The organism is Paenibacillus sp. NPDC057886 (assembly GCF_042796655.1).
Classification (GTDB): Bacteria; Bacillota; Bacilli; order Paenibacillales; family Paenibacillaceae; genus Paenibacillus.
Genome location: NZ_JBHVMZ010000006.1, coordinates 537,913 through 562,267 on the forward strand (window position 1 = coordinate 537,913; position 24,355 = coordinate 562,267).

At 48.7% G+C, this 24,355-nt stretch carries 22 protein-coding genes; 19 read left to right on the forward strand and 3 right to left on the reverse strand.

From position 1 onward, the window contains the following. The first annotated feature begins 182 nt into the window (after window positions 1–182). From def to spoVM, 10 genes are all read left to right on the forward strand, one after another. Entirely contained in the window at window positions 183–671 is a 489-nt protein-coding gene (gene def, locus ACFVQB_RS22665; RefSeq protein WP_024631117.1) for a peptide deformylase, read from the forward strand. A 12-nt stretch (window positions 672–683) separates the two neighbouring features. Then, the gene (gene fmt / locus ACFVQB_RS22670; protein ID WP_379444261.1) at window positions 684–1,637 is read left to right on the forward strand and encodes a methionyl-tRNA formyltransferase; all 954 of its coding nucleotides are present in this window, start codon (window positions 684–686) and stop codon (window positions 1,635–1,637) included. After that, entirely contained in the window at window positions 1,634–3,154 is a 1,521-nt protein-coding gene (rsmB, locus tag ACFVQB_RS22675; protein ID WP_379444263.1) for a 16S rRNA (cytosine(967)-C(5))-methyltransferase RsmB, read from the forward strand. The genes fmt and rsmB overlap by 4 nt, the downstream gene beginning before the upstream one ends. A gap of 256 nt (window positions 3,155–3,410) precedes the next feature. Further along, window positions 3,411–4,451: a dual-specificity RNA methyltransferase RlmN gene (rlmN, locus tag ACFVQB_RS22680; RefSeq protein ID WP_090901040.1), complete on the forward strand. Its 1,041-nt coding sequence runs from the start codon at window positions 3,411–3,413 to the stop codon at window positions 4,449–4,451. A 7-nt stretch (window positions 4,452–4,458) separates the two neighbouring features. Further along, the gene (locus ACFVQB_RS22685) at window positions 4,459–5,235 is read left to right on the forward strand and encodes a Stp1/IreP family PP2C-type Ser/Thr phosphatase (RefSeq protein WP_379444267.1); all 777 of its coding nucleotides are present in this window, start codon (window positions 4,459–4,461) and stop codon (window positions 5,233–5,235) included. Next, window positions 5,232–7,439, forward strand: coding sequence for a Stk1 family PASTA domain-containing Ser/Thr kinase (gene pknB / locus ACFVQB_RS22690; RefSeq protein ID WP_379444270.1), 2,208 nt, complete (start codon window positions 5,232–5,234; stop codon window positions 7,437–7,439). The genes ACFVQB_RS22685 and pknB overlap by 4 nt, the downstream gene beginning before the upstream one ends. 62 nt (window positions 7,440–7,501) lie before the next feature. After that, a complete protein-coding gene (rsgA, locus tag ACFVQB_RS22695; RefSeq protein WP_379444273.1) occupies window positions 7,502–8,419 on the forward strand; it encodes a ribosome small subunit-dependent GTPase A in 918 nt (305 codons plus the stop codon). Window position 8,420: 1 nt separating this feature from the next. Beyond that, the gene (gene rpe / locus ACFVQB_RS22700; protein ID WP_053784310.1) at window positions 8,421–9,080 is read left to right on the forward strand and encodes a ribulose-phosphate 3-epimerase; all 660 of its coding nucleotides are present in this window, start codon (window positions 8,421–8,423) and stop codon (window positions 9,078–9,080) included. A gap of 2 nt (window positions 9,081–9,082) precedes the next feature. Beyond that, entirely contained in the window at window positions 9,083–9,334 is a 252-nt protein-coding gene (locus ACFVQB_RS22705; protein WP_315793133.1) for a hypothetical protein, read from the forward strand. Between the two features lie 166 nt (window positions 9,335–9,500). Beyond that, on the forward strand, window positions 9,501–9,581 hold the full coding sequence (spoVM, locus tag ACFVQB_RS22710) for a stage V sporulation protein SpoVM (RefSeq protein WP_019424875.1): 81 nt from the start codon (window positions 9,501–9,503) through the stop codon (window positions 9,579–9,581). A 196-nt stretch (window positions 9,582–9,777) separates the two neighbouring features. Here spoVM and rpmB read toward each other — a convergent pair whose 3' ends face one another. Further along, entirely contained in the window at window positions 9,778–9,966 is a 189-nt protein-coding gene (gene rpmB / locus ACFVQB_RS22715; protein ID WP_024631107.1) for a 50S ribosomal protein L28, read from the reverse strand. A gap of 642 nt (window positions 9,967–10,608) precedes the next feature. On the opposite strand from rpmB, the gene ACFVQB_RS22720 reads away from it, so the two are divergent. From ACFVQB_RS22720 to glsA, 9 genes are all read left to right on the forward strand, one after another. Next, window positions 10,609–12,417, forward strand: a complete 1,809-nt coding sequence (locus tag ACFVQB_RS22720) for a DAK2 domain-containing protein (RefSeq protein ID WP_379444287.1) — start codon at window positions 10,609–10,611, stop codon at window positions 12,415–12,417. Window positions 12,418–12,446: 29 nt separating this feature from the next. After that, window positions 12,447–13,310 carry a DegV family protein gene (locus ACFVQB_RS22725; protein WP_379444290.1) on the forward strand — a complete coding sequence of 288 codons (864 nt, stop codon included), beginning with the start codon at window positions 12,447–12,449 and terminating at the stop codon, window positions 13,308–13,310. A 10-nt stretch (window positions 13,311–13,320) separates the two neighbouring features. After that, window positions 13,321–15,366 carry an ATP-dependent DNA helicase RecG gene (recG, locus tag ACFVQB_RS22730; protein ID WP_379444294.1) on the forward strand — a complete coding sequence of 682 codons (2,046 nt, stop codon included), beginning with the start codon at window positions 13,321–13,323 and terminating at the stop codon, window positions 15,364–15,366. A 114-nt stretch (window positions 15,367–15,480) separates the two neighbouring features. Further along, entirely contained in the window at window positions 15,481–15,768 is a 288-nt protein-coding gene (locus ACFVQB_RS22735; protein ID WP_379444298.1) for a stage VI sporulation protein F, read from the forward strand. Window positions 15,769–16,630: 862 nt separating this feature from the next. Then, on the forward strand, window positions 16,631–18,283 hold the full coding sequence (locus ACFVQB_RS22740) for a LytS/YhcK type 5TM receptor domain-containing protein (protein WP_379444482.1): 1,653 nt from the start codon (window positions 16,631–16,633) through the stop codon (window positions 18,281–18,283). A 10-nt stretch (window positions 18,284–18,293) separates the two neighbouring features. Beyond that, entirely contained in the window at window positions 18,294–19,106 is an 813-nt protein-coding gene (locus tag ACFVQB_RS22745; RefSeq protein ID WP_379444302.1) for a LytR/AlgR family response regulator transcription factor, read from the forward strand. Between the two features lie 120 nt (window positions 19,107–19,226). Next, a complete protein-coding gene (locus ACFVQB_RS22750) occupies window positions 19,227–20,516 on the forward strand; it encodes an L-lactate MFS transporter (RefSeq protein ID WP_379444306.1) in 1,290 nt (429 codons plus the stop codon). Window positions 20,517–20,723: 207 nt separating this feature from the next. Next, window positions 20,724–21,206: a GNAT family N-acetyltransferase gene (locus tag ACFVQB_RS22755; protein WP_379444310.1), complete on the forward strand. Its 483-nt coding sequence runs from the start codon at window positions 20,724–20,726 to the stop codon at window positions 21,204–21,206. 114 nt (window positions 21,207–21,320) lie between these two features. Beyond that, entirely contained in the window at window positions 21,321–22,262 is a 942-nt protein-coding gene (gene glsA / locus ACFVQB_RS22760; RefSeq protein WP_109998611.1) for a glutaminase A, read from the forward strand. A 195-nt stretch (window positions 22,263–22,457) separates the two neighbouring features. On the opposite strand, the gene ACFVQB_RS22765 is transcribed toward glsA, so the two are convergent. Both ACFVQB_RS22765 and ACFVQB_RS22770 read right to left on the reverse strand, forming a co-directional pair. After that, window positions 22,458–22,799 carry a YolD-like family protein gene (locus ACFVQB_RS22765; RefSeq protein ID WP_076288242.1) on the reverse strand — a complete coding sequence of 114 codons (342 nt, stop codon included), beginning with the start codon at window positions 22,797–22,799 and terminating at the stop codon, window positions 22,458–22,460. Beyond that, the gene (locus tag ACFVQB_RS22770; RefSeq protein ID WP_379444316.1) at window positions 22,796–24,040 is read right to left on the reverse strand and encodes a DNA polymerase IV; all 1,245 of its coding nucleotides are present in this window, start codon (window positions 24,038–24,040) and stop codon (window positions 22,796–22,798) included. The genes ACFVQB_RS22765 and ACFVQB_RS22770 overlap by 4 nt, the downstream gene beginning before the upstream one ends. Window positions 24,041–24,355 lie beyond the last annotated feature (315 nt).

Here is a 24,355-nt window from a genome sequence, read left to right on the forward strand (position 1 = left end):
GCATTGGTAGTAAAATGCGGATGTAAACAAGCGGTATAAACATAGATTAAAAACAACATGAATGATGGCTCGATCTTAAAATCAGTTTTTGATACCTGCTACATAGCAGAAAATCAGTACTTATTTTTGAAATGAGCCTGATGTCCTGAAATTATGATGAGGATTAGGAAGGTGCTTACAACATGTCGATTCGTATTATCGTGAAAGAACCGGATGAGGTACTACACAAAAGAGCTAAAGAAGTAACCAAAGTTACACCCAATGTACAGAAACTGCTGGATGATATGGCAGATACGATGTATGACGCTGAAGGCGTAGGTCTTGCTGCACCACAGGTTGGTATTTTGAAGCGCCTCATTGTGATCGATTGCGGAGATGAGCAGGGCCTGATCAAGATGATCAATCCGGAGATCATTTCGAGCGAGGGAGAGCAATTTGGACCCGAAGGCTGCTTGAGTATCCCTGGCATTAATGGTGATGTGCGTCGTTTTGAGACGGTTACAGTCAAAGGGCTGGACCGCGAAGGCAAGGAACTGATCATCACGGGCAGCGGATTGTTGTCTCGCGCATTCCAACATGAGATTGACCATTTAGATGGCGTACTCTTTACGGATATTGCTGAAAAGGTGTACGAAATTGCAGCCGATCAAACCGGGCCGCGTCGTAACTAAGGAGTGATCGATTTGAATATTGTTTTTATGGGAACGCCTGAATTTGCAGTTCCGTCTCTAGATATGCTTATTGAAGAGGGATATAACGTGGTTGGGGTAGTGACACAGCCGGATAAACCACAGGGTCGCAAAAAGGTGCTTACACCAACACCAGTCAAGGCTGCGGCAGAACGCCACGGCCTGCCTGTATTTCAACCAGTGAAACTGCGTGCTCCAGAAGCGGTAGCCCGATTGGCTGAATGGAAACCGGATCTGATTGTGACTGCGGCTTTTGGGCAGATTCTGCCCAAAGCTGTGCTGGATATGCCCGTTCGTGGTTGTGTGAACGTGCATGGCTCTCTTTTGCCAAAATATCGCGGTGGTGCCCCGATTCAACGTTCCATTATTAATGGAGAGCCGGTGACGGGAGTTACACTGATGTTCATGGCAGAAGGCTTGGATACGGGAGATATGATCTCACGTGTGGAAGTGGCGATTACGGATGAAGATACGTCAGGGTCCATGTTTGTAAAGCTCAGCGAAGCGGGTTCCAAATTGCTTCAGGAAGAAATGCCGCGGCTGGTTTCAGGCGAAACAACGGCTGTCCCGCAGGATGAAGCCGAGGCTTCGTATGCACGTAATCTGACTCGGGATGACGAGAAGATGGACTGGAATCGAACGTCGCGTGAATTGTTCAATCAGATTCGCGGTCTTGTGCCGTTCTCGGGTGCATTTACGATGTGGGATGAGCAGGTCTTCAAGGTCTGGGCAGCAGCAAACCCGGAGCAGACGGATGTGCTCACGTCTTCGGATGCTGGACAAGCTGAGCCGGGAACGGTGTTACAATTGGGCAAAAACGGCATTGAAGTTCGCACAGGTGACGGCTCTCTCTGGCTTACTGAGGTTCAGCCCGCAGGCAAAAAAGTAATGCAAGCTGCTGACTTTGCCCGTGGTGGTACCCTGAAACCAGGAACGGTGCTGCAATGAGCGGAAATACATCGGGCCGTCCGTCAGGAAATGGTCATAAAGTCGCAGGAAATGCGTCCGGGCGCGGAGGAAACCAGCGTCGTCCGAATTCGGGAAAATTGGGTCTTGCAGGAAATTCATCTGCATCCCAATCTGCCGCAAATGGTGCATCTCGCTCCCAGAAACTTAAAACATCTGCTCGTGCACTAGCCGTTAAGGTACTCAGCGCCGTTGAGCAAGAAGGAGCTTACAGCAACCTTGAGCTGAACCGGCGTCTGAAAGAAGCTGAGCTAAGTCCGGCAGATGCCGGACTGGCTACAGAATTGGTCTATGGTACGATCGCGAGACGGAATACCCTTGATTATTTTCTGGAACGCTATGTAGCCAAAGGTGTATCCAAGCTGCAACCTTGGGTTCGCAGTCTGCTGCGCATCAGCGTGTACCAGATGTTATATCTGGACCGTATTCCGGAACACGCGGTGGTAAGTGAAGCTGTCAATTTGGCTAAGAAATTGGGTCATCAGGGCATCTCCGGTATGGTGAATGGCGTTCTACGGAACATGATTCGCAATCGGGATGAACTGCGCATTCCCGAACATTTGCCTGCAGCTGAACGTATCTCACTTGAGCATTCTCACCCGCTGTGGATGGTCGAACGTTGGATCAGCCAATATGGTGAAGAGACAGCGGAAGCGATTTGCCGTGCAAATAATGAACCGCCTGCGGTTAGTGTTCGTGTGAACACGACAATGACTACACGTGAGAAACTGATGCAAGAGATGGAGAGCACGGGGGCGATCGTGGAACCTTCCCGACTTAGTCCGGACGGTATTCTCGTTCGCAGTGGTGGCAACATGGCTCTTACGTCCTGGTATCGGGATGGCTTGCTGTCCGTTCAAGATGAAAGTTCCATGCTTGTAGCCGAGGCAGTTGGGCCTGAAGAAGGTCAGACTGTACTGGACTGCTGTGCAGCTCCCGGCGGAAAGACAGCCCATATGGCGGAGAAAATGCAGGACCGTGGACGGATTGTGGCCAATGATGTACATGCTCATAAACGTCAGTTGATCATGGATCAGGCAGATCGTCTGGGACTTAGCTGCATTGATGCTGTAACAGGTGATGCGCTTGATCTGGATGAGCGTTATCCAGAGGCATCATTTGACCGCATTCTGCTGGATGCGCCATGTTCAGGTCTAGGTGTTATTCGCCGCAAGCCGGATGTCAAATGGACGAAAACTGTGGAAGATATCCAGGAGATCTCCAATCTGCAAAGTGAACTGCTGGATCGGGTTGCACCGCTATTAAAGCCGGGTGGTATTCTGGTGTATAGTACGTGTACAATCGAGCCTGCGGAGAACGAGCATAGGGTCGCTGACTTTTTGGACCGGCATCCGGAATACAAAGCCGCTGAAGAGTCTGGCTGGTCTGGTATGGAAACAGCCGAGTGGAAGGTTGTGAACGGTGGCGTGCAGATCCTGCCACAGTACGCTCACAGTGACGGATTTTTCATTGCCAGGTTGACAAGGATGGCGGATTAACAGTTTAATAGAGCACTGAAGGATAGCCGCCGAGGGGAACTTCGGCGGATTTCTTTGTGATTAGACTGAAGGTGTTCAACATCAGTAAAATGTGATGATAGGGTGCGATGCAGGCATTGAGGTGTTATAATGCATGAAGTAAAGGCATCAAGGGTATACATGGATGTAAAGTGGTCTTTGTGATAGAATAGTACGAATGGAACGTAAAGAAGCAAGCCAAATGAAAAGAAAAGAAGGAATAGGTGTTGACAACAAAATGAAACCTTTTATATATGATTATTCCCTGGAGGAGCTGCAACAGTGGGCTGTTGAGAACGGGGAGCCGGCTTTTCGCGGTGGTCAGATCTTCGACTGGATTTATGTGAAACGTGTGAATGATTTCAGTGAAATGACGAACCTGTCCAAAGCGCTGCGTGAAAAGCTGACTGAACAATTTGAATTCGTTACACTTACTGAAATTACGAAGTTTGAATCCAAGGATGGAACGGTAAAATTCCTGTTCGGTCTGCATGATGATCATGCGATCGAAACAGTTATCATGAAGCACAACTATGGTAACAGCATCTGTGTAACAACACAGGTTGGATGCCGGATTGGCTGCACGTTCTGTGCATCCACGCTGGGCGGACTCAAACGTAACCTTACAGCTGGTGAAATTGTCGCTCAGGTTGTGCAAGCCCAGAAAATTCTGGATGAACGCGGTGAGCGGGTCAGCAGCATCGTGATCATGGGTTCAGGTGAGCCTTTTGAGAACTATGAAGCAACGATGACGTTCCTGCGTATCATGATCCATGAAAAAGGGCTGAACATCGGTCAGCGTCATATCACGGTGTCCACAAGTGGAATCGTACCGAACATCTACAAGTTTGCAGATGAAGATACACAGATTAACCTGGCGATCTCCATCCATGCGCCAAATGATGCATTGCGTTCCAAATTGATGCCGGTAAACCGCCGTTTTCCTTTTGACGATGTAATGGAGTCATTGCGTTATTACTTGGCAAAAACGGGTCGCAGAATTACGTTTGAGTACGCACTTATCGGTGGTGTGAATGATCAGCCGGAACATGCGGCAGAACTGGCAAGCGTGCTTAAGAACATGCTGTGCCACGTGAACCTGATTCCGGTCAACCATGTACCTGAGCGCAAGTACGTAAGAACATCCAGAAGCGACATTTTCAATTTCCAGAAGATTCTTTCGGAGCAGGGTGTTAATGTAACCATTCGTCGCGAACAGGGACATGATATTGCTGCCGCTTGCGGTCAGCTTCGTGCAAAGCATATGGAGTTGAGGTGAGAACGTTTTGATCAAAACAGTTCATGTGAGCCATATCGGACGGGTGCGTTCGGTGAATGAAGATTCAGCCTGGATTCGAAATCTCGATACAGGTTATATTCTGGGTATTGTTGCCGATGGTATGGGCGGACATCTTGCAGGAGATACAGCGAGCCGCCTGGCGGTAGAGACGTTGGTGCAGGATCTGGGAACGCTTGAGCCGGGTCTTTCATATGCGTCTTTGTCAGCCGCATTGAGCGATGCTATTTTGCATGCCAACGAAGTGATCTTCCGCACTGCCTCCTCGGATGATAATTACCACAACATGGGGACCACCGTGGTTGCGGCATTATTGAACGATACGGAAGGCGTTATTGGTCACATCGGTGACAGCAGAGCATACAAAATTGCAAACAAACATGTGATCCAGTTGACCGAGGACCATACGCTGGTCAATGAATTGTTCAAAAATGGTCAGATCAGCAAAGAAGATGTCTCTCATCATCCGCGTCGCAATGTGCTGACACGTGCACTTGGGACAGACGCTGAAGTGAAGGTGGATCTGGATACCGTCAAATTGGAAGAAGGCGAAGTTCTTCTCCTGTGCAGTGACGGGCTTAGTAATCTGGTCAGCAATGAGCAGATCATTCAGGTCGCAGGTAATCTGGAACTGGCATTGGAAGATCGGGCAGATCGCTTGCTTCAGCTGGCTTTGCTTGCTGGAGGAGATGACAATATCACGGTGGCATTATTCGAACTGCAAAAGGAAGGTTCCGTGACATCGGAAACGGGGTGTGAGTCATGATTGGGCACCAGCTAGGCGGACGCTATGAAGTGATTGAGCGTGTCGGCGGTGGCGGCATGGCTCTTGTGTACAAGGCCCAGGATCTGTTGCTCAACCGGAACGTTGCCATCAAAGTGTTAAGGCAGCAATTTGTGCATGACGAAGAGTTTATTCGCCGTTTCCGCAGGGAAGCACAGTCCGCAGCATCTCTGTCCCACCCTAACGTGGTCAGTATCTACGATGTGGGGCAGGAAGATGACGTTCATTATATTGTTATGGAGTATGTTGAAGGCAAAAACCTGAATGAAATTATTAAAGAGCGGGCGCCTCTGCAGGTGGACGAAGCGGTTCGGATCGCCTCCCAGATTGCAGATGCTCTCGATCATGCACATCATAATCAGATCATTCATCGGGATATCAAACCGCACAATATATTGATTGGTCGTAATGGCCGGGTGAAAGTAACGGATTTCGGGATTGCCCGTGCGGTTACGTCCACAACGATTACACAGACCGGCTCGGTGGTTGGTTCCGTACATTACTTCTCACCTGAGCATGCCAAAGGCATCGTGACTGGCGAGAAGTCGGACTTATATTCTCTTGGTATTGTACTCTATCAAATGCTGACTGGGCAGCTTCCATTCCTGGGAGAGAGTCCGATTAGCGTTGCTTTGAAGCATTTGCAGGAAGAGTTTGATGAACCGCGCAAATTCAATCCGCTTATCCCGCAAAGCGTGGAGAACGTTATTCTGAAATCCATGCGCAAAAATCCGCAGGAGCGTTACCAATCCGCCAAAGAAATGCAGACGGATCTGGAAACCTGCCTGATGCCGGAAAGACGCAATGAATCGAAGATTGATTTTCCGGATGAGGATGATATCGATCAGACCCGTGTTATGCCGGCGATCAAGCCGGAGCCGCGTGGAGTTACATCCACAGGTGCTATACCCGTGATGGAGTCTGACGAAGATAACAACAAGGGCAAACCCAAAACAAAGAACTGGAAGAAGCCGGCGCTGCTGATCTCCTTGACAGTGCTTATTCTTATCGCGATGGTTGGAGTTGTGTGGTACGTGAAGGGTATGCTTGTTGTGCCTGATGTGACTGTACCCAATGTGATTGGCCAAACCGAGGAAAAGGCTCGTCAAATGTTGCAGGATCAAGGGCTTGTGGTCAGTGATAATGTCATCCGGGAGTACAAGGAGGATGTGGAGCCCGGTATTGTATTTGAACAGACCCGAAATGAAGGCGATGTGGTCAAGGAAGGCTCTGAGGTCCAGCTGAGTGTTGGGGCGGAAAAAGAACTGACCAAAATGATCAGCGTTGAAGGCAATACCTATGATGAGGCTGTCAAGAAATTGATCGCTCTTGGCATCAACGGGGATCAGATCAAACGCAAGGATGATTTCTCGAATGACATTGCATCCGGGAACGTGATCTCCCAGACCCCTGGAGTCAATGAAGAATTTGATCCTGAAGCGACTGAAATTGTTTTAACCGTTAGCAAAGGCTCCAAAACGATAAAAATGCCGGACTTGAAAAACCATACTCGAAGTGAGGCAGAGAGTATGCTCAAATCCGCTGGGTTAATCCTTGCTCAGGTTCAGGAAGAGTTGAGCTACACCGTAGATAAAGGCAAAGTGACACAGCAATGGCCTGTGGAAGCTGGTGCAGAGGTGAATCCGGGTGATAAAATTACCATTTTCATTAGTACAGGATATCCGCCAGAGGCACTGAACTACGCCTATAACATTAACGTTTCGCCAAAAGAAGAAGGAAAGAGCAGCAAAATTCGAATTACTTTCGAGGATGCTCGTGGCAAAAGTCAGGAATGGGGAACCCGTACAATCAAGTCTGTCCAAATGCTGACAATTCCGCTTATTCTGGCTCCAAACGTCGATGGTGTTGTCTCCGTCTATCGGGATGGCCAATTCCTGGATACGTATCTGGTGTCCTACAGTGATGCTAAAAACGGAACGGTAGTTGTGCCTACCATTGAGCCCGAGAAGGGTGCAGACCCCCCTCCAACAACGGAGGAGCCTGATCAAGGCGGTGGTGGTGATGAAGGCACCGTGGATACGAATCATGAAGGTGAACCGGATACACCTGTTGAGGGTGAAGGGGAGAACAACGAGGGCGATACTTCTGCGATGAAGACCGGAAATGGTCACGCCAAAGGTAAAGATAAGAAAAAGGAAGTCGTTAACGCATCAAGCCGTCCATAAGGGCGGCTTATTGCCGACGTTCAGGGTAAATGTACTATAAATTAAAGGAGGGCGACGGAGCTATGCCAGAAGGTATCATCGTTAAAGCGCTAAGCGGTTACTATTATGTCATGCCACTGGAAGACAACAAGGTGCCTTCGGTTGAAGGCTCCGCCGTTCAATGCCGGGCCAGAGGCATCCTCAGAAAACGGGGTACCTCACCGCTTGTGGGTGACCGTGTCAGCTACATGCTGACAGAAAACGGGGAAGGAACAGTAGATGAGATCCGAAAACGCGAGACGGAGTTAATTCGTCCACCTGTTGCCAATGTAAGTCTGGCTGTTCTGTTATTTTCCGTGAAGGAACCGGACATGAATCTCAATCTGTTGGACAAATTCCTGGTACATATCGAACAAGCCGGACTGGATGCGCTGATTGTGCTCACGAAGCAGGACCTGGCTGATCCAGAAAACGATGCTCGTGATACAGTGACTGAAGTAAAAGCTTTGTACGAGCAAATTGGATATGAAGTTATCTCTACCAGTTCACGAACCGGTGAAGGTAATGAACTGCTCAAGGAGCGTCTTGCTGGCAAGATTAGCGTATTCTCCGGGCAATCCGGTGTAGGTAAATCTTCGATGCTGAATGCCTTGATGCCAGGTCTGACCCTGGAGACCAGTGCAATCAGCATGCGCCTTGGCCGAGGGAAACACACCACCAGGCACGTGGAGCTCATACCGCTGGATAATGGTGGTTTTGTCGCCGATACGCCGGGATTTAGCCAACTGGACTTCCTGGAGATTGGTGTGGAGGAGTTATCCACTTGTTTCCGGGAGTTCGCTCAATATGCGGATCAGTGTAAGTTCCGAGGCTGTACCCATACGCATGAACCAGGTTGCCGGGTGCTTGCAGCCAAGGCGGAGGGAATGATCTCCGAAAGTCGTTATCAGCATTACGAACAATTCCTTACAGAAATGAAAGACAAAAAGCGGAGGTATTAATATGATTAAAATTGCCCCATCTATTTTATCTGCGGATTTTGCCCGTCTCGGCGCGGAAGTGGCGGAAGCCCAAGCTGCTGGCGGAGACTGGATTCATGTTGATGTCATGGACGGCCATTTCGTCCCTAATATTACGCTTGGACCTGCGATTGTAAAAGCGATCGCTCCACATACAAGCTTGCCTCTTGATGTGCATTTGATGATTGAGAACCCAGAGCGTTATGTGGAGGAATTTGCGAAAGCTGGCGCGGCTGTCATTACGGTTCATGCCGAGGCTTGTGTGCATCTGCACCGGGTTATTCATCTGATTAAGGAACAGGGAGTTAAAGCAGGGGTTGCCCTTAATCCGGGAACTCCGGCGAGTGCTATTCAGGAAGTGCTGGACGATGTGGATATGGTGCTTGTCATGACCGTAAATCCCGGTTTTGGTGGACAGGCTTTCATCTCCGGCACTATGAACAAAATCAAGCAAATTCGTAGCTGGCTGAACGAAAAAGGACGTCATGACGTGCATATTGAAGTGGATGGCGGTATTGCTGCAGACACGGCTCCGCTTGTGGTTGAAGCTGGAGCGGATGTGCTCGTTGCGGGAAGTGCTGTATTTGGACGTGAAGATCGCGCTGCCGCCATTGCCGAAATTCGCAGTAGTTACGGAGGCTGAGCATGAACCTCAAGGAGACGCTGTGGACAATGGCTGCGAGTCTCGTTACGGGACTGGTGCTTGCTATGTTTGCGGTTATTCAATCCCCTTACAATGCGATTACGTCATTGATCGGGGTTGGTGTTGTCATTATGTACTTCCGCAAATTTGATCGTACAGGACTTCGGGTTACTTTTGTGATATTCAGCATACTGTATTACTTATTGAGTGTATTCATGATCGCTGTCTATCAATATATCCCTGCCCAAACCTAAATGACCGAATAACAGGCTCGTCATTGTGGAATAGGGACAAAGGGTTCCGCATAAATATGGTTACATGAGCAGGTTTCTCATGTAGCCTTTTTTGTCGTGTTTAAGGCAAAGAAGGCCTGGAGCATAGGATACGGCGGATGCATGAGCATGATGGGGAGGGTGAAGTATGAAATTTTACACATTCAAACTGCCGAAGTTTTTGGGAGGGTTTGTAAAGGCGATTCTTAATACGTTTCAAAAGAACTGACATGATTAAAAGGTTCCATTGGCGAATACCGCCGCTTTGGCTTCAGGATCATCTGGAATTCGAACCTGCGAAGCGCCATGCGGCGGCCATTCACATGCTGATGTGTGTATTCATGATTTTATTTCTGAATACCAAAAAAGCACCTGCAAGGAACAAGGTGCTTTTTGCTTACCCGATTTATAGTAGCTTTGCGTGATTATACGCGAGTCACTTTACCGGCTTTCAGTGCACGGGTGCTTACGTATACACGTTTTGGTTTACCGTTCACGAGAATGCGGACCTTCTGAACGTTTACGCCCCAAGAACGACGGTTACGGTTGTTAGCGTGGGATACGTGGTTACCGGTGCCCGGTTTCTTACCTGTCACATAACATTTGCGAGACATAGATTACACCTCCTATCCTAAAATAACCAGTTGCCCTAAGGAGACACGAATGCCATTCCATACGGGCTAAATTGTTCTTCCTGACCGCAATGGTCAGGTTCCAGTAGCTAATGGCGTTGTTCAAGCCGGCATAGCCGGATCATTTCCATTACTAAACCTGCATAAAACAATACTTGAATATAATATCATATTGAAAAAAGCTTCGTCAACTGATCCAAAAACTTTATTTATTTCTCCTGTCTAATATAGTACAATGTTGAATAGTCCATAATACAGCGGTGAACAGGCTGTTGCCGCGGGGAAGCCGGAGAAAAAACCGGCCTTAGAGGTCGGTGGTCTGCTTTTTTGGCAACGCTGTGAGCTGCGGCATTCCATCATTGGCACCAGTCTCCATGCGGCATTCATGCCGGCTCTTGATACCGGTGCATATCCGTATGCCCCGAAATAGGGGTTACAGAGCAATTGCAGGATATCGGTTGCCCGGCCGCCCAGACCGTTAATCCGGCTGACATGTTGTATTATATGCCTGTGCCGGACAAGGTATGGACGAAGAATAACGCGATAAGCGTTTGCGCATGAACAGACCAGGTAACATCTTGGTGCAAGATGTTCGTGTATCAAGCTAGGAAGGGGAATTCTCACTTGAGTATACGTTCTTTAAATGGAACAGATTTCACCGCAATGGTACTTGCCGGAGCGGAACAACTTGGACAGCATGCAGAGCACGTCAATTCCCTGAATGTTTTCCCTGTGCCGGATGGCGACACGGGAACGAACATGAATTTGACTATGAGTGCAGGAGTAGCAGAGATTAAACGCAAGAGTTCTGCCTCCATCGGAGAAGCTGCCGGTATTTTATCAAAAGGCCTGCTTATGGGCGCACGGGGGAATTCCGGAGTAATATTATCGCAATTGTTCCGCGGATTCAGTCGTTCAGCTGCTCCTTACGAGGAACTGAATACACTCCAGTTCGCCGCAGCCCTGCAGAACGGTGTGGACGCAGCTTATAAAGCCGTAGTGAAACCCGTTGAAGGGACCATTCTTACCGTAGCCAAGGAAGCGGCGAAACATGCCAGCTACTACGCAAGACGGACGAATGATATAACTGAATTAATGAATGAAGTATTGTTAAAAGCAAAAGAAGCACTGGCAATGACTCCGGAATTGCTGCCTGTATTGAAACAGGTCGGTGTTGTGGATTCAGGCGGTCAGGGGCTTGTATATATTTACGAAGGCTTTATGGACGTTCTGTTGCAAACGGACGGGGCAAGTCGTACATCCTTCCAGAGAGACGTACAACCAACCGTAGCGGCATCTGCATTGAAACCGGGTGCACCGTCAGAAGTGGTTTCTGCGAAGCCTGTACAGCAGGTAATCGTGCCGGAGATGCCAATGTCTGCCCAGGCGCGACTGGAAACGGAAGATATTGAGTTCCTGTATGACATGGAGTTCTTTATTAACCGCGAGCTTGGAGAGAACGCAGGTGTTGCATTCGATGACGAAGCATTCCGGAAAGCGTTGTCAGTTAACGGGGATTCCATCATTATCATTGCTGACGATGAAGTGATTAAGGTTCACGTGCATTCCAAGACACCTGGGGATGTATTAAACCTGGCTCTCCGTTATGGAGAAATCACACAAATTCACATTCTCAATATGCGTGAGCAGCATCGTGATCTGCTGACTGCAGGCATGGACATTGCTCCTTCTCCTGAGCTGTTCGCAGAGATTCCACCTGAAGCGACGCGTAGTGTGGAACATGCCGTGCCACCAGCAGATGAGATGGCACCATATGGTTTTATCGCGGTATCTTCCGGTGATGGCATTGCGGAGATTTTCCAGAGTCTCGGCGTGGATGTTGTTCTGTCGGGTGGACAGACGATGAATCCGAGCACTGAAGATTTTGTGAAAGCGGTGCGTTCGATCGCGGCAGAACAGGTATTTATTTTGCCGAACAACTCCAATATTGTACTTGCTGCGCAGCAGGCTCGGGAGCTGCTTGAAGATGAGCGTCGAATTATTGTGATTCCGAGCAAGACGATCCCTCAGGGCATGGCAGCGGCTTTTGCTTTCCAGGAGGATGAGTCTGCGGAAACCAACCGTGACCATATGCTTGAGGCGATTAGCCGGGTCCAGTCCGGTCAAGTGACTCATGCGGTCAGAGATACACAATATGATGAGCTTGATATCAAAGCGGGACACTACATCGGTATCCACAATTCCAAGATCGTGGCAACGGACGAAAGCATGCTCCATGCATGTGAAAGCCTGTTGCAACAGATGATGGAGAGCGGAGATGAAGTGGTGACCATCCTTGAGGGGGACGAGGCTGCCCCTGAGATTACCGCTGCGCTTGTAGCATGGCTTGAAGAACAATATCCTGATGCTGAGGTGGAGGTGCATCTTGGAGGACAGCCGGTTTATTATTATTTGTTCTCTGTAGAGTCCTGAAGCACTTAAGCAAAGAGGAGGGGGATCTGATGAGCCACAAGGTTGCGATCGTAACCGATAGCACGGCAGATATACCGGAAGAACTGATCCGTAAATACGGGATTCATGTCGTTCCGCTGCGTGTTTTGTTCGGGGAAGAAACTTATGCAGACGGCGTTGATCTGACTTCGGAACAGTTCTATGTAAAATTGGAGAAGGCATCTGTGCTGCCTACAACCTCACAACCTTCTCCCACCGATTTTATGAATATCTATAACACACTGTTGGATGAGGACCCGGAACGGCCCATTGTATCGATTCATTTGTCTTCCGGCATGAGTGGCACCTATCAATCGGCACTGCTTGGCAAATCGTTGCTGGAACGTGAGGGCGATATAACGGTACTGGATTCGAAGTCTGCATCCTATGGATATGGTTTATTGGTCGTACAGGCTGCCGAGCTTGCCGAACAAGGCAAATCCGTTGCGGAGATCGCTGCGGCTGCAGCAGCCATGCAGCAGAGCCGCAAGCTGTTCTTTCTCGTAGATACATTGGAGTATTTGCAGAAAGGCGGTCGGATTGGCAAGGCTGCGGCCATCTTGGGAACACTGCTGAATATTAAACCGATCTTGTCCATTGATGAGGAAGGCGTTATTTACGCAGTGGAGAAAGTCAGAGGTCACAAAAAAGCCATGGCACGCATTATTGAGCTGTTTCAGCAGGATCTGGCGGGTCAACGTGTTAATCTGGCGGTAGGTCATACCGCAGACCCCGGATCAGCGATCGCTTGTGCAGAGCAATTACGCGGACATTTTACACTGAATGAAGTGGTATATACCAATATTGGGGCCGTCATTGGCAGCCATGTTGGGCCAGGCGTAATTGCCATCTTTATGTGGCCTGTTCCGGAATGAGGGATTAGACATGAAATGGGAAGAAATATCGGTAAAACAAATTAGCGGCGTGAGTGCTCTCAAAGAGGGAGAGCTTCACGCCTTTGGCATCTCTACTGTAAAAGACTTGCTTGAATATTATCCGTTCCGTTATGAGGATTATCGTCTTCGTTCGCTCAGTGAAGTAAAGGATGGGGACAAAATTACGGTACAGGGTAAAGTGATGGGTATCCCGGTGTTGCAGCGTTATGGCAAAAAGTCACGCCTTACCTGTAAGGTGATGACGGAAGAATGGATGATTTCAGCGACCTGGTTCAATCGACATTTTCTGAAGGAGCAGCTTACGCCCAACCGAGAGATTGTCATTACGGGAAAATGGGAACAGAAGCGTATGCAGATGACCGTAACGGATTCGGAATTCCCGGATAAAGGGGAAGGACGATCAGGCACGCTGCAGCCTGTGTATTCGGTAACGGGTAAGCTTACGCAGTCCTGGATGCGCAAAACGATTAATCAGGGCTTAGTCCAATTCGGGGAAATGATCCCCGAAATTCTGCCTCAATCGCTCATGAAGAAATATGGATTTATGCCTCGCAAACAGGCGATTGCTGGGATTCATCGTCCGCAGGATAACCGGGAAGGCCAGCAGGCCAGACAGCGGATGGTGTATGAGGAACTCTTTTTGTTTCAACTCAAGATGCAGGCGTATCGTGCATTGAACCGGGATCGCATGGATGGTGTAGTGCACACAACGGATAATACGACGATTCGCGAGTTTGTTCGCAGTTTGCCATTTGAACTGACAGATGCGCAGAAGAAGGTAGAGCTTGAAATTCTGCATGATATGCGTTCACCATATTCGATGAACCGGTTGCTGCAGGGAGATGTAGGCTCAGGTAAAACGGTTATTGCAGCAATTGCCCTGTATACGACAGTTCGTTCCGGGTTTCAGGGGGCTCTAATGGTCCCTACGGAGATTCTGGCAGAACAGCATATGCGCTCACTGCAAAAGCTGTTTGAACCTTTTGGCGTAACTGTGGGGCTGTTAACGGGTAGTGTGAATGGACGGAAGCGCAAAGATCTGATTGCATCCTTGCAGATGGGCATGATTGATATCGTTGTGGGTACACACGCTCTGATACAGGAGGATGTATTTTTCCGCGATCTGGGTCTTGTCGTTACAGATGAACAGCATCGCTTCGGTGTGAATCAGCGCAGCGTTTTGCGGCGTAAAGGATATAACCCGGACGTGTTAACAATGACGGCGACGCCGATACCGCGAACACTGGCTATTACGGCTTTTGGTGATATTGAAGTATCGACCATCTCGGAACGTCCAAAGGGACGAATTCCGATCTCGACGTACTGGGTCAAGCATGACATGATGGACCGGGTTCTTGGTTTTATTTCGCGCGAAGTGGACCAGGGACGCCAAGCCTATCTGATCTGCCCGCTCATCGAAGAATCGGAGAAGCTGGATGTACAGAATGCCATTGACCTGCATATTCAGATGCAGCAGAACTTTCCGAAGTACCGTGTAGGTCTGCTGCATGGACGGATGACGGCTGGTGAGAAGGAAGAGATGATGCGTAACTTCTACAGCAACGAGATTCAGCTTCTCGTCTCGACAACGGTTGTGGAGGTCGGGGTCGATGTGCCTAACGCAACGCTGATGGTCATTATGGATGCGGACCGATTCGGTCTGTCGCAGCTGCATCAGCTTCGTGGCCGGGTTGGTCGGGGCGCTCATGCCTCCTATTGTGTGCTGATTGCTGATCCCAAGACGGAGGTCGGGCAGGAGCGCATGAAGGTCATGACGGAAACCGAAGATGGATTCGAAGTATCCCGTCGAGATCTGGATCTGCGGGGACCAGGAGATTTCTTTGGCACGAAGCAAAGTGGATTACCCGAGTTCCGTCTTGCCGACATGGTTGCGGATTTTGCCGTATTGGAGCAGGCGCGAGATGATGTGTCCAGCCTCATTGCGGATGCGAGTTTCTGGACGTCTGTTGACTACGCTCCTTTACGTGAATTTTTACAGCAGCAGCAAGTATTCCAGGGTGATCTGATCGATTAATTGGGGCTGTAGATGTGTGGTTTTCCACATTTTCCGTGTAAAAATGTCAAGTGTACAAGCCCTCCTGTCATATGAATAAGAAGTGAGTTCATTATTCAGGAGGTGCTGTACGTTTTGGGTTACCAACAATATGGAATCAGTCCGCAGCTGGTGGAGCGGATTAAAACAAAGATGAAAAATCCCGCTGTCAAAGAGCGTATCAAAAAGTTGATAGATGGGGTCACCAAGTCCGATTTGCAGGATAAGGCCAAGGTGAGAAGGATGGTCAAGTCGTCAGCGGTCATTTTGAACGAGAATTTTTCTGCGACTCAGGAGGAGCAATTCGTTGCTTTTGTTCTCGCGCAGAAGATTGATCCGAACAATACGTTTCATTTGATTAAGTTGTGGGGCATGTTTAGGTAGGGATTTGATGTAATGTTGGGTGGCATAAAATGAAACAGTTTCATTTACACGGGGCACTACGATGACAGAACAACCTTCCGAGCGCTGTTATCCCCGGATTTTTTGAATTACCTTTTTCAAAGGGTAAAATCCGGGGATAAAGGCGCACGCTTCGCTTCTTCAGGTTTTTTCTGTCCTCTCCGTTATTGTGTAAATTTGGTTTCACTTTATAAAAACCAAATTACATCAAATGTGTATGAAGTAATTTTAGTGGAAGGGGCGGTCCATAAGTCAGGGAGATGACTTATGGACCGCCCTTTTGAATGTTTGAGTCAAGAACAAGTATTTAATGACATTTGAAAAAGCGATTATGCATAACGAAACGGAGCGATTGCTATTTGTGAAGGTGGAGAATTCTGATGGTTTGTGCTTGTGAAGATCCTTTAGTATCATCTCATCACTCTTTATTCTTAACAAAAAAAGGGCTGGTAGCTATTAATGATGCTATAAATACTAAAATTAAAATGGCATTAGAAGGTACTGTTTCGTATATGTGGTTTTCAACTATTAGGACGAGGATCGAAATACATAAAATCACTCTCAGCACATGAGCAGACGAGTGATTAGGCTTTTTGGTACGCTTCGAGATAAAGTAAATGATGAACCACAAACCACTAAACAGCAGAAGTGAACCTAAGAGTAGCATTACAAACATTTAACTACACCTTTCTTTTTCACAGGATTGACTTTGCTTTCCTTCTGGGGGAGCGGTAAACTGTTGCTTACGAGCATACATGGATTTCAAGTGAGGAAAACGCTGCTGCGATAAGGGCGTTTATTTTTGACGGATGTGGAGGAAGTCAGATTGACGGAGATGTTTACGATGCTGCTGGGTTTGTTTGAACGGGCGGCACTGCTGATTATTTTTTTATTCTTTCTGTCGAGGATACCGCGGTTTAGACAGATTTTGCAAAAGGGAAAATTGAGATGGCAGGAGTACATTGCGGTTACGTTGTTATTCTGTGCATTTGCCATCTTTGGTACGTATACCGGTATTAATGTGGAAGGCTCACTGGTGAATGTGCGCATTATTGCGATCATGTCTGGCGGCATTCTGTTTGGAGGGCCTGTGGGCATCATAACAGGGATTGTCTCCGGGGTGCATCGGTACTTGATTGATATGGATGGGGTCACGGCGATTCCGTGCCTGATTACGAGTATCCTTGCAGGTCTGGTCTCCGGGTATATACATAAGTATACGCATAAGTCGAAGCGTTGGATGATCGGTATTGCAGCCGGAATGATCTGTGAGGCGCTTACGATGCTGCTTATCTTGTTGTATTCCTATCCCGATCCTCTTGGGGCCGACATTGTCTCGAAGATTGCGCTTCCGATGATATTGGGTGAGGTGAATATTGGGCTAATCGTGCTGCTGGTGCAGAGTGTGGAAGGGGAAAAGGAAATGATTGCAGCTCGTCAAGCCAAGCTGGCGCTGGAGATTGCCAACAAGACCTTGCCGTACTTCCGTTCCATTGATGAGGACTCCCTGCGGACAATCTGTCGGATTATTCAGGAGGATATTCAGGCTGATGCGGTTGCGATTACGGATACCCGAAATGTACTGGCTTATGTGGGATTTGGGGAGGAACGATATCACATCGGTAATGAAATTATTAGTGAGATGACGAAGAAGACGATCTCCAGCGGAGAGATTACAATCAGCAATGATGTAATTGACGAAAAAACGCCGGATATTCACTCCCTCCTCATCATTCCGCTCAAAGAGCGGGGCGAAGTGACGGGTGCCCTGAAAATCTATTACCGCAAAGCGTACAAGATTACGTATCCTTTGCAAACGATGGCTGTGGGTCTGTCCCAGATTATTTCCACCCAGATGGAAGTATCCCGTGTAGAGGAGATCAAGGCGGCGGCCAATAAAGCGGAGCTGCGTGCATTGCAGACCACGATTAATCCTCATTTTCTATTCAATGCGCTGAACGCCATTGCTTCATCCATTCGCACCAAGCCGGATCGGGCGCGCGAGCTGATTGTGAATCTGTCTGGATATATGCGTTATAACCTGGAGCTGTCGGATGAGCTTATTGATATTCACAAGGAGTTGGAGCAGGTCCGCAATTATGTGGAAATTGAGAAGGCGCGCTTCGGCAGCAGGCTCAACGTCATCTATGATATCGATGAGGTGGCTGTGCATATACCAAGTCTGGTCATCCAGCCGCTTGTGGAAAATGCCATTATACACGGCATTCTCAAGGTAAAAGGACCCGGGACCGTACGGATTCGGGTACAGGATTATGCTGACTTTGTGCGAATTGGGGTCAGTGACACAGGAGCAGGCATTGGAGCCGACATTATTGAGCGTGTATACCATGACCGTATGCCTGCCAACCAGATCGGGTTGTACAACGTGCATCGTCGGGTGAAACTCATTTATGGACAGGGTTTAACGATTACACGGCTGGAGCAAGGAACCGATATTTTATTTGATGTACCCAAAGGAGATGTAGTAACAAGGTGATGAACGGTCAATGAGAGCCCTTATTGTTGAAGATGAAATTCCGGCAAGTGAGGAACTGAATTACTTGATACAGGAACATAGCCAAATTGAAGTAGTAGATTGTCTGGAAGATGGACTGGATGTGCTGAAGTTTCTGCAGGAGCAGGAAGTCGACGTTATTTTTCTCGATATCAATATCCCTTCGCTGGATGGCATGATGCTGGCACATCATATTGGGAAATTTGCGAGCAAGCCATATATCGTATTCACAACGGCGTACAAGGAACATGCCGCTGAAGCGTTTGAGCTGGAGGCGTTTGACTATATTCTGAAGCCCTATGATGAGAAACGAATTGCCACGATGCTGAATAAACTCGAAACGGCATTTAGACGGGATCATGAGACGGAGGAACGTGAACGTAGCAGCGACGATGGACAGACTCACAATACGGCTCAAGCAAACGATGAATGGTCTGCATCCAACAGGCAGGAGCGGGAATCCAATGCCCAGAATGGACGACGTATCAACCTGCTGCGCAATGACAATATTATTGTGACAGACACCGCCGATATTTATTATGCGGAAGCACAGGAGAAAGTAACGAAGGTGTATACCAAAAACGGTGAGTTTACGATGCCGGTCAGCATTTCGGATTTTCACGGCCGATTGCCGCAGGAAACCTTTTTCCGCTGCCATCGTTCTTACGTGGTGAATTTGTCTCAAATCCGTGAAATTGTGCCCTGGTTTAACAATACATACCTGCTTCGTTTGCGTGATCTGGAGGCTGAAGTACCCGTTAGCCGGGGCAAGGTCAAGGAATTCAGGCAGCTCATGCGCATCTAGAGGCATTTCATTCCGCATCTGATGCAACTCATGCTCAAATCGGTGTAATGAATCCCCTTTCATGTATGATTAGCTTGTGAACGCATTCATATATATGACATCGGCAAAGGGGAGATCACGATGAAAGCAGCTATTTCATCCGCACCTAATTCAGCATTTGCATCTATGAAAATGAACCGCTGGCTTATTGTACTGGGAACAATTATTGTACAAATGGGTCTCGGAACCATCTACACCTGGAGTTTATTTAATCAACCGTTGTCTGATCGTTTCGGATGGGACGTCAGCTCGGTCGCGATAACTTTTTCGATTACCAGTTTTGCTTTGGCATTTGCCACACTATTTGCAGGTCGACTGCAAGAACGATGGGGGCTTCGTCGCCTGATTCGGGTAGCCGGAGTTGTGCTTGGTCTGGGACTCGTGCTCAGTTCTCAAGTGAGTTCGTTGACACTGCTCTATATTCTGGCCGGATTTGTGGTTGGATTCGCGGATGGTACGGCGTATATTACTTCCCTGTCCAACCTAATCAAGTGGTTCCCTGAGCGAAAAGGTCTGATCTCAGGTATTTCGGTCGGGGCCTTTGGTACGGGCAGTCTGTTGTTCAAATACGTGAACTCGGCATTAATCGGTGCCGTTGGTCCTGCTCAAGCCTTTATGTACTGGGGCATTATTGTATTGGTATTAATTGTGGGCGGCTCGTTCCTGATCCGTGAAGCGGTTGTTCGTGAACAAGCTCCAGCAAGCCGCACGGACGGTGGGAAGCAACAAGAACCGCGTCATGATTATACGGTCAAAGAAATGCTGCGCACGAAAGAAGCTTATATGCTGTTCGTTATTTTCTTCACGGCATGTATGAGTGGACTGTATCTGATCGGTATTGTGAAAGACATCGGTGTGCAGTTGGCAGGACTTAACGTGGCTACAGCTGCGAATTCAGTGGCGATGGTTGCCATCTTTAACACGGCTGGACGTATCATTCTGGGGGCGCTGTCGGATAAAGTGGGACGGATGAAAGTTATTGCCGGAGCACTGCTGGTTACGGCTGTTGCCGTAATGACGCTGAGCCTGGTACCTCTGAGCTTTGGCATCTTCTTCGCCTGTGTGGCCGCTATCGCATTCTGTTTCGGTGGCAATATCACGGTTTTCCCGGCGATTGTGGCAGATTACTTTGGATTGAAAAATCAGAGCAAAAACTACGGCGTTATCTATCAGGGATTTGGATTTGGTGCCTTGGCTGGATCGTTTATCAGCGCCCTGCTGGGCGGATTCCATCTTACCTTTATTGTGATCGCTGTACTGTGTGCCATCTCGCTCTTGCTGGCGTTGATTATTACGCCTCCGGGTCAAGGACGTCGTACACGTCAACGTGAACAGCAGATGAATCTTAACCCTTCATCCCGGGCAAGCTGAGTGTAGCCAGGGACGAAGTTCTATTTTATAAAAAGCAAGCTGGGCGGTCTCTGCGGAGGCCGCTTTTTTGGTACCTGCTCGACTGGAGAGGAATGAGACTTTTGAACATGAAGCGGTTGTGTGCAATGCATACTTTGCTTCTGGTATACTCTAGGTGAAATAAAAAGAGCAAGTCCTTGTTAGCCATTTGGAGGAGGTATGTTCGTCATGAATTTCTTAAAATATGCACCATCTGATTTTGCTGATTATTATGCTCTCGTGTCCAATATTGAAGTCATGCAGCAGATTACCGAACGTGCTCTGCCTGAGCATGAAGCTACAGCGGAATTTGAGTCCATGCTGAATTATAATCTCGGCAACAATTGTGGCTATTATCGGATATCTGGTGAAGATGGAGTAGGAATGGCCTACGCCAAACTGATCCCGGATGAATCCGATCCGTCCCGGGCGGAAATGGGTTATATGATTTTGCCGGAGCATTGGGGGAAAGGACACGGGACTTCCATCGCAGCTCGGCTGATTATTCAGGCACAGGCGGCGGGAATTGCTGTACTCTACGCGGTTATCGATCCGTCCAATGCGGCATCCCGTCGAATATTGCTCAGACAGAACTTTGTATCCACATGGGTTGGGGACTATCATGGGTTACCCGGCGAGATTCTGGAGTTGAATCTTCAGGTGAAGCGGTAAGGGATCAGACTCGCGGGTAATACATACTATGCCGGGCATTTTGCATCACTCCGATGGGAACTTGTCATTCGGATGCGTGTGAAATGCTCATACAGAGATTTGGAGGAGATGGAGATGAGCAATACTGCAATGGAACGTCTGAATCAGTTGCTGCCGGAATGGCTGGAGACCAGCCGTCTGCACACCGGACAGGGGAAAGTGGCTTCTTATATTCCCGAGTTGTTCAAGGCCTCACAGGACGAACTGGGTATACATATTATGAACGCCGAAGGCAATCATGTGTCAGCCGGAGATTGTGGTGTCCCGTTTACGATGCAAAGTATCTCCAAGGTATTTACACTCATTCTGGCTCTGATGGATCATGGGGAGGAAGCCGTCTTTTTTAATGTAGGAAAAGAACCTACCGGAGATGATTATGACTCCATGATCAAGCTCGAACTGGTCGAACCGGGCATTCCGTTTAATCCATTGATTAATGCGGGTGCGATTACGGTATCGTCCCTGATTGCCGGGGATTGCAAAGAGGAGAAGTCACGGCGCATTTTGGAATTTTTTCGCAAGCTGGCGAATAATGATCGGCTGGGCTATAACGAGGCGGTATATCGGTCCGAATCGGAAACAGGCCATCTGAACCGCTCGCTTGGTTATTTTCTGAAGCACAATGGTGTGCTCAAGGATGACGTCGAAGATGTGCTTGCCGTCTATTTCCGCCATTGCTCCATCGAGGTGACTTGTGCGGACCTGGCCCGTATGGCACTGGTGCTTGCTTATGACGGGACAGATCCCATCACCGGGAATGAGCTTATTCCTCGTCGTTATGTACAGATCGCCAAAACGTTCATGACTACCTGCGGTATGTATAATGCATCAGGCGAATTCGCGATTCAGGTCGGGTTGCCTGCCAAGAGCGGAGTGTCGGGTGGAATTCTGACTCTGGTTCCAGGACAGTTTGGCATCGGTCTTGTAGGTCCGGCTCTGAATCGGAAAGGAAACAGCATTGCAGGCGTACATCTGCTTGAGCGTCTTTCCAATGAATTTGACTGGAGTTTGTTCTAACGAAGTTATCCCCCTACCCTTCTGAGTAGCCGATGAATCACCAATTCGTCCTTTTGCTTCTTTGGAACGAAGTGGTCCGATAGGAATGTAGCTTGTCGGCTGCTTCAGTTTTGGTTCAGTACGTGTAGGAAAACGGTCCTGCATGGCAACGGCTGTGCTGCATCTATTCCGGTATACCCGCAACCCCAGCCCGCATCATTCATTCGCGAGTACCACATCCGTAATAAGATTCATCTGAATGTCCCGGGTCCCGCTCTCCATCAGCAGCTTAAGGGTACGGGCAGGGGAGTCCAATCGGAGCACCTGTCCGGTAAAGCGGATATCATCATGTTCATGGAACAGGGTGATGGTGACTGCATCCCCAAGCAGCATGGAGTTACTAAGCAAACGGGACATTTCCTCCGCTGCCTGGGCATCCAGGGATGGTCGGGTACGGGGAGCAAGTTGTTCCTGATGAATGATGTAGGCTTCCCGGTGTTCGGGAAGCATCATGCGCGACGACTCAAAAATCCCGTTTTGCTGTAATTTTTTACTCATTTATAGTGACCTCCAATTTTATGAGAACGGTCCTGTGCCTGCGCGGACGAGCAGAGCGAGGAGGCCCGCATGATTGCGGTATCTCCGAACTTGCGCTTGATGTCATCCGTGGCACGTTCCAGTTCTCTTTTGCGTTCACGGTCATCGAACCAGGATAGCTGTACTTCGGAATCGGGCACGAGTCCGGTCAATGACACGCTGATGCGGCGAATGGGTAATCCGTCCCAATGGCGCAGAAACAGAGCTGCTGCCGCATCGTATACTTCATCAGTGATGTTGGTAGGTTCATTCACCTTCATCTGGCGGGAGAAGCCGGTTGGACGATCGTAATCCTGCCCCCGACATCCTACAGAGACGACATTGCCCATGAGCGATTTGTCCCGGGAACGCCGACTGACCAGCTCTGCCAGTTCGAGTAGCACCACCTTGATGTCTGCCCACGATTCATAGTCCCGAGGCAATGTCATCTGATGTCCAATGCCCTGCTGCTGGTGAGCATATGTCCCGGGTTTTACCGGAGAATCATCGATCCCGCGGGCAATACGCCACAGTACCTCACCATTTACACCCCAACGCTCTCTCAGCCGGGATAATGGAGTCTGCGCTAGATCACCGATCGTATGAATCCCCATCTTATAGAGATGCTGCCCCATCCGGGAACCGACCATAAACATGTCTCGAATCGGTTTATTCCACAACGTTTTCTGCATGTCCTTGCGCGGCAGTGTATAGATGCCTCCTGGGACTTTTTTGGCATACAGGTCACAGGCCATCTTGCTGACAACCTTGGTGTCGCTGATGCCGACGCGGATATAGACGCCAGTCTCTTCCATGACCCTGTCCTGAATGCTGCGGGCAATCGTTTCAGGACTGCCGAACAGATCCAAACTTCCGGTGACATCGAGAAATTGTTCGTCAACGCTATACGGTTCAACCAAGTCGGTATAGGACTGAAGGATACGGGTAATGTGTAGGGAAACACGAATATATTCGGCCATCCGCGGACGAATGACGACAGCATCGGGGCATTTGGCAAGAGCCTCACCCAGCCGTTCTGCTGTAGTAATTCCATAGGACTTGGCGAGTGGGCAGGCTGCCAGAATAATGCCTGAACGGCGTGCAGGATCTCCCGCAACAACAAGCGGACGGTCTCTGTATTCGGGATGTGCAGACTTCTCCACACTGGCATAAAATGACTGGCAATCGGCCAGCATAATGACACGTCCGTCTTTGCGGGGCATAGTACTTCTCTCCTTTTATTCATGATTCGGCTGCTTCTGTGCAGTGATGAGGTTCATTCAGCCAACGTTATTTTACAGTTTATTTACAGTATGGAACAAGTGTTCCTGTTTTATAAGCATATCTGACATAATTAAATGTGGCAACCGGAATTATTTTGCAAATTGGACACAATTGTTGAATGGACCTAATAGAGTTAAAATTTAGGAAATAAGTTGTATTTTTTTACATTTCATGTAAGGGATCCGTGACTTCCGGGTGATGACCGGGTGTTCATTCGGCTTTTTGTAAAAGTAAGATAAATGGGTACAGTCCTA

Excerpts from the sequence above, each read along its gene's own strand:
- def (WP_024631117.1), top strand. The coding sequence starts at position 183 with ATGTCGATTCGTATTATCGTGAAAGAACCGGATGAGGTACTACACAAA.
- rsmB (WP_379444263.1), top strand. The coding sequence starts at position 1,634 with ATGAGCGGAAATACATCGGGCCGTCCGTCAGGAAATGGTCATAAAGTC.
- rlmN (WP_090901040.1), top strand. The coding sequence starts at position 3,411 with ATGAAACCTTTTATATATGATTATTCCCTGGAGGAGCTGCAACAGTGG.
- pknB (WP_379444270.1), top strand. The coding sequence starts at position 5,232 with ATGATTGGGCACCAGCTAGGCGGACGCTATGAAGTGATTGAGCGTGTC.
- rsgA (WP_379444273.1), top strand. The coding sequence starts at position 7,502 with ATGCCAGAAGGTATCATCGTTAAAGCGCTAAGCGGTTACTATTATGTC.
- rpe (WP_053784310.1), top strand. The coding sequence starts at position 8,421 with ATGATTAAAATTGCCCCATCTATTTTATCTGCGGATTTTGCCCGTCTC.
- ACFVQB_RS22705 (WP_315793133.1), top strand. The coding sequence starts at position 9,083 with ATGAACCTCAAGGAGACGCTGTGGACAATGGCTGCGAGTCTCGTTACG.
- spoVM (WP_019424875.1), top strand. The coding sequence starts at position 9,501 with ATGAAATTTTACACATTCAAACTGCCGAAGTTTTTGGGAGGGTTTGTA.
- rpmB (WP_024631107.1), bottom strand. The coding sequence starts at position 9,966 with ATGTCTCGCAAATGTTATGTGACAGGTAAGAAACCGGGCACCGGTAAC.
- ACFVQB_RS22725 (WP_379444290.1), top strand. The coding sequence starts at position 12,447 with ATGAGCCACAAGGTTGCGATCGTAACCGATAGCACGGCAGATATACCG.
- recG (WP_379444294.1), top strand. The coding sequence starts at position 13,321 with ATGAAATGGGAAGAAATATCGGTAAAACAAATTAGCGGCGTGAGTGCT.
- ACFVQB_RS22740 (WP_379444482.1), top strand. The coding sequence starts at position 16,631 with ATGCTGCTGGGTTTGTTTGAACGGGCGGCACTGCTGATTATTTTTTTA.
- ACFVQB_RS22745 (WP_379444302.1), top strand. The coding sequence starts at position 18,294 with ATGAGAGCCCTTATTGTTGAAGATGAAATTCCGGCAAGTGAGGAACTG.
- ACFVQB_RS22750 (WP_379444306.1), top strand. The coding sequence starts at position 19,227 with ATGAAAGCAGCTATTTCATCCGCACCTAATTCAGCATTTGCATCTATG.
- ACFVQB_RS22755 (WP_379444310.1), top strand. The coding sequence starts at position 20,724 with ATGAATTTCTTAAAATATGCACCATCTGATTTTGCTGATTATTATGCT.
- glsA (WP_109998611.1), top strand. The coding sequence starts at position 21,321 with ATGAGCAATACTGCAATGGAACGTCTGAATCAGTTGCTGCCGGAATGG.
- ACFVQB_RS22765 (WP_076288242.1), bottom strand. The coding sequence starts at position 22,799 with ATGAGTAAAAAATTACAGCAAAACGGGATTTTTGAGTCGTCGCGCATG.
- ACFVQB_RS22770 (WP_379444316.1), bottom strand. The coding sequence starts at position 24,040 with ATGCCCCGCAAAGACGGACGTGTCATTATGCTGGCCGATTGCCAGTCA.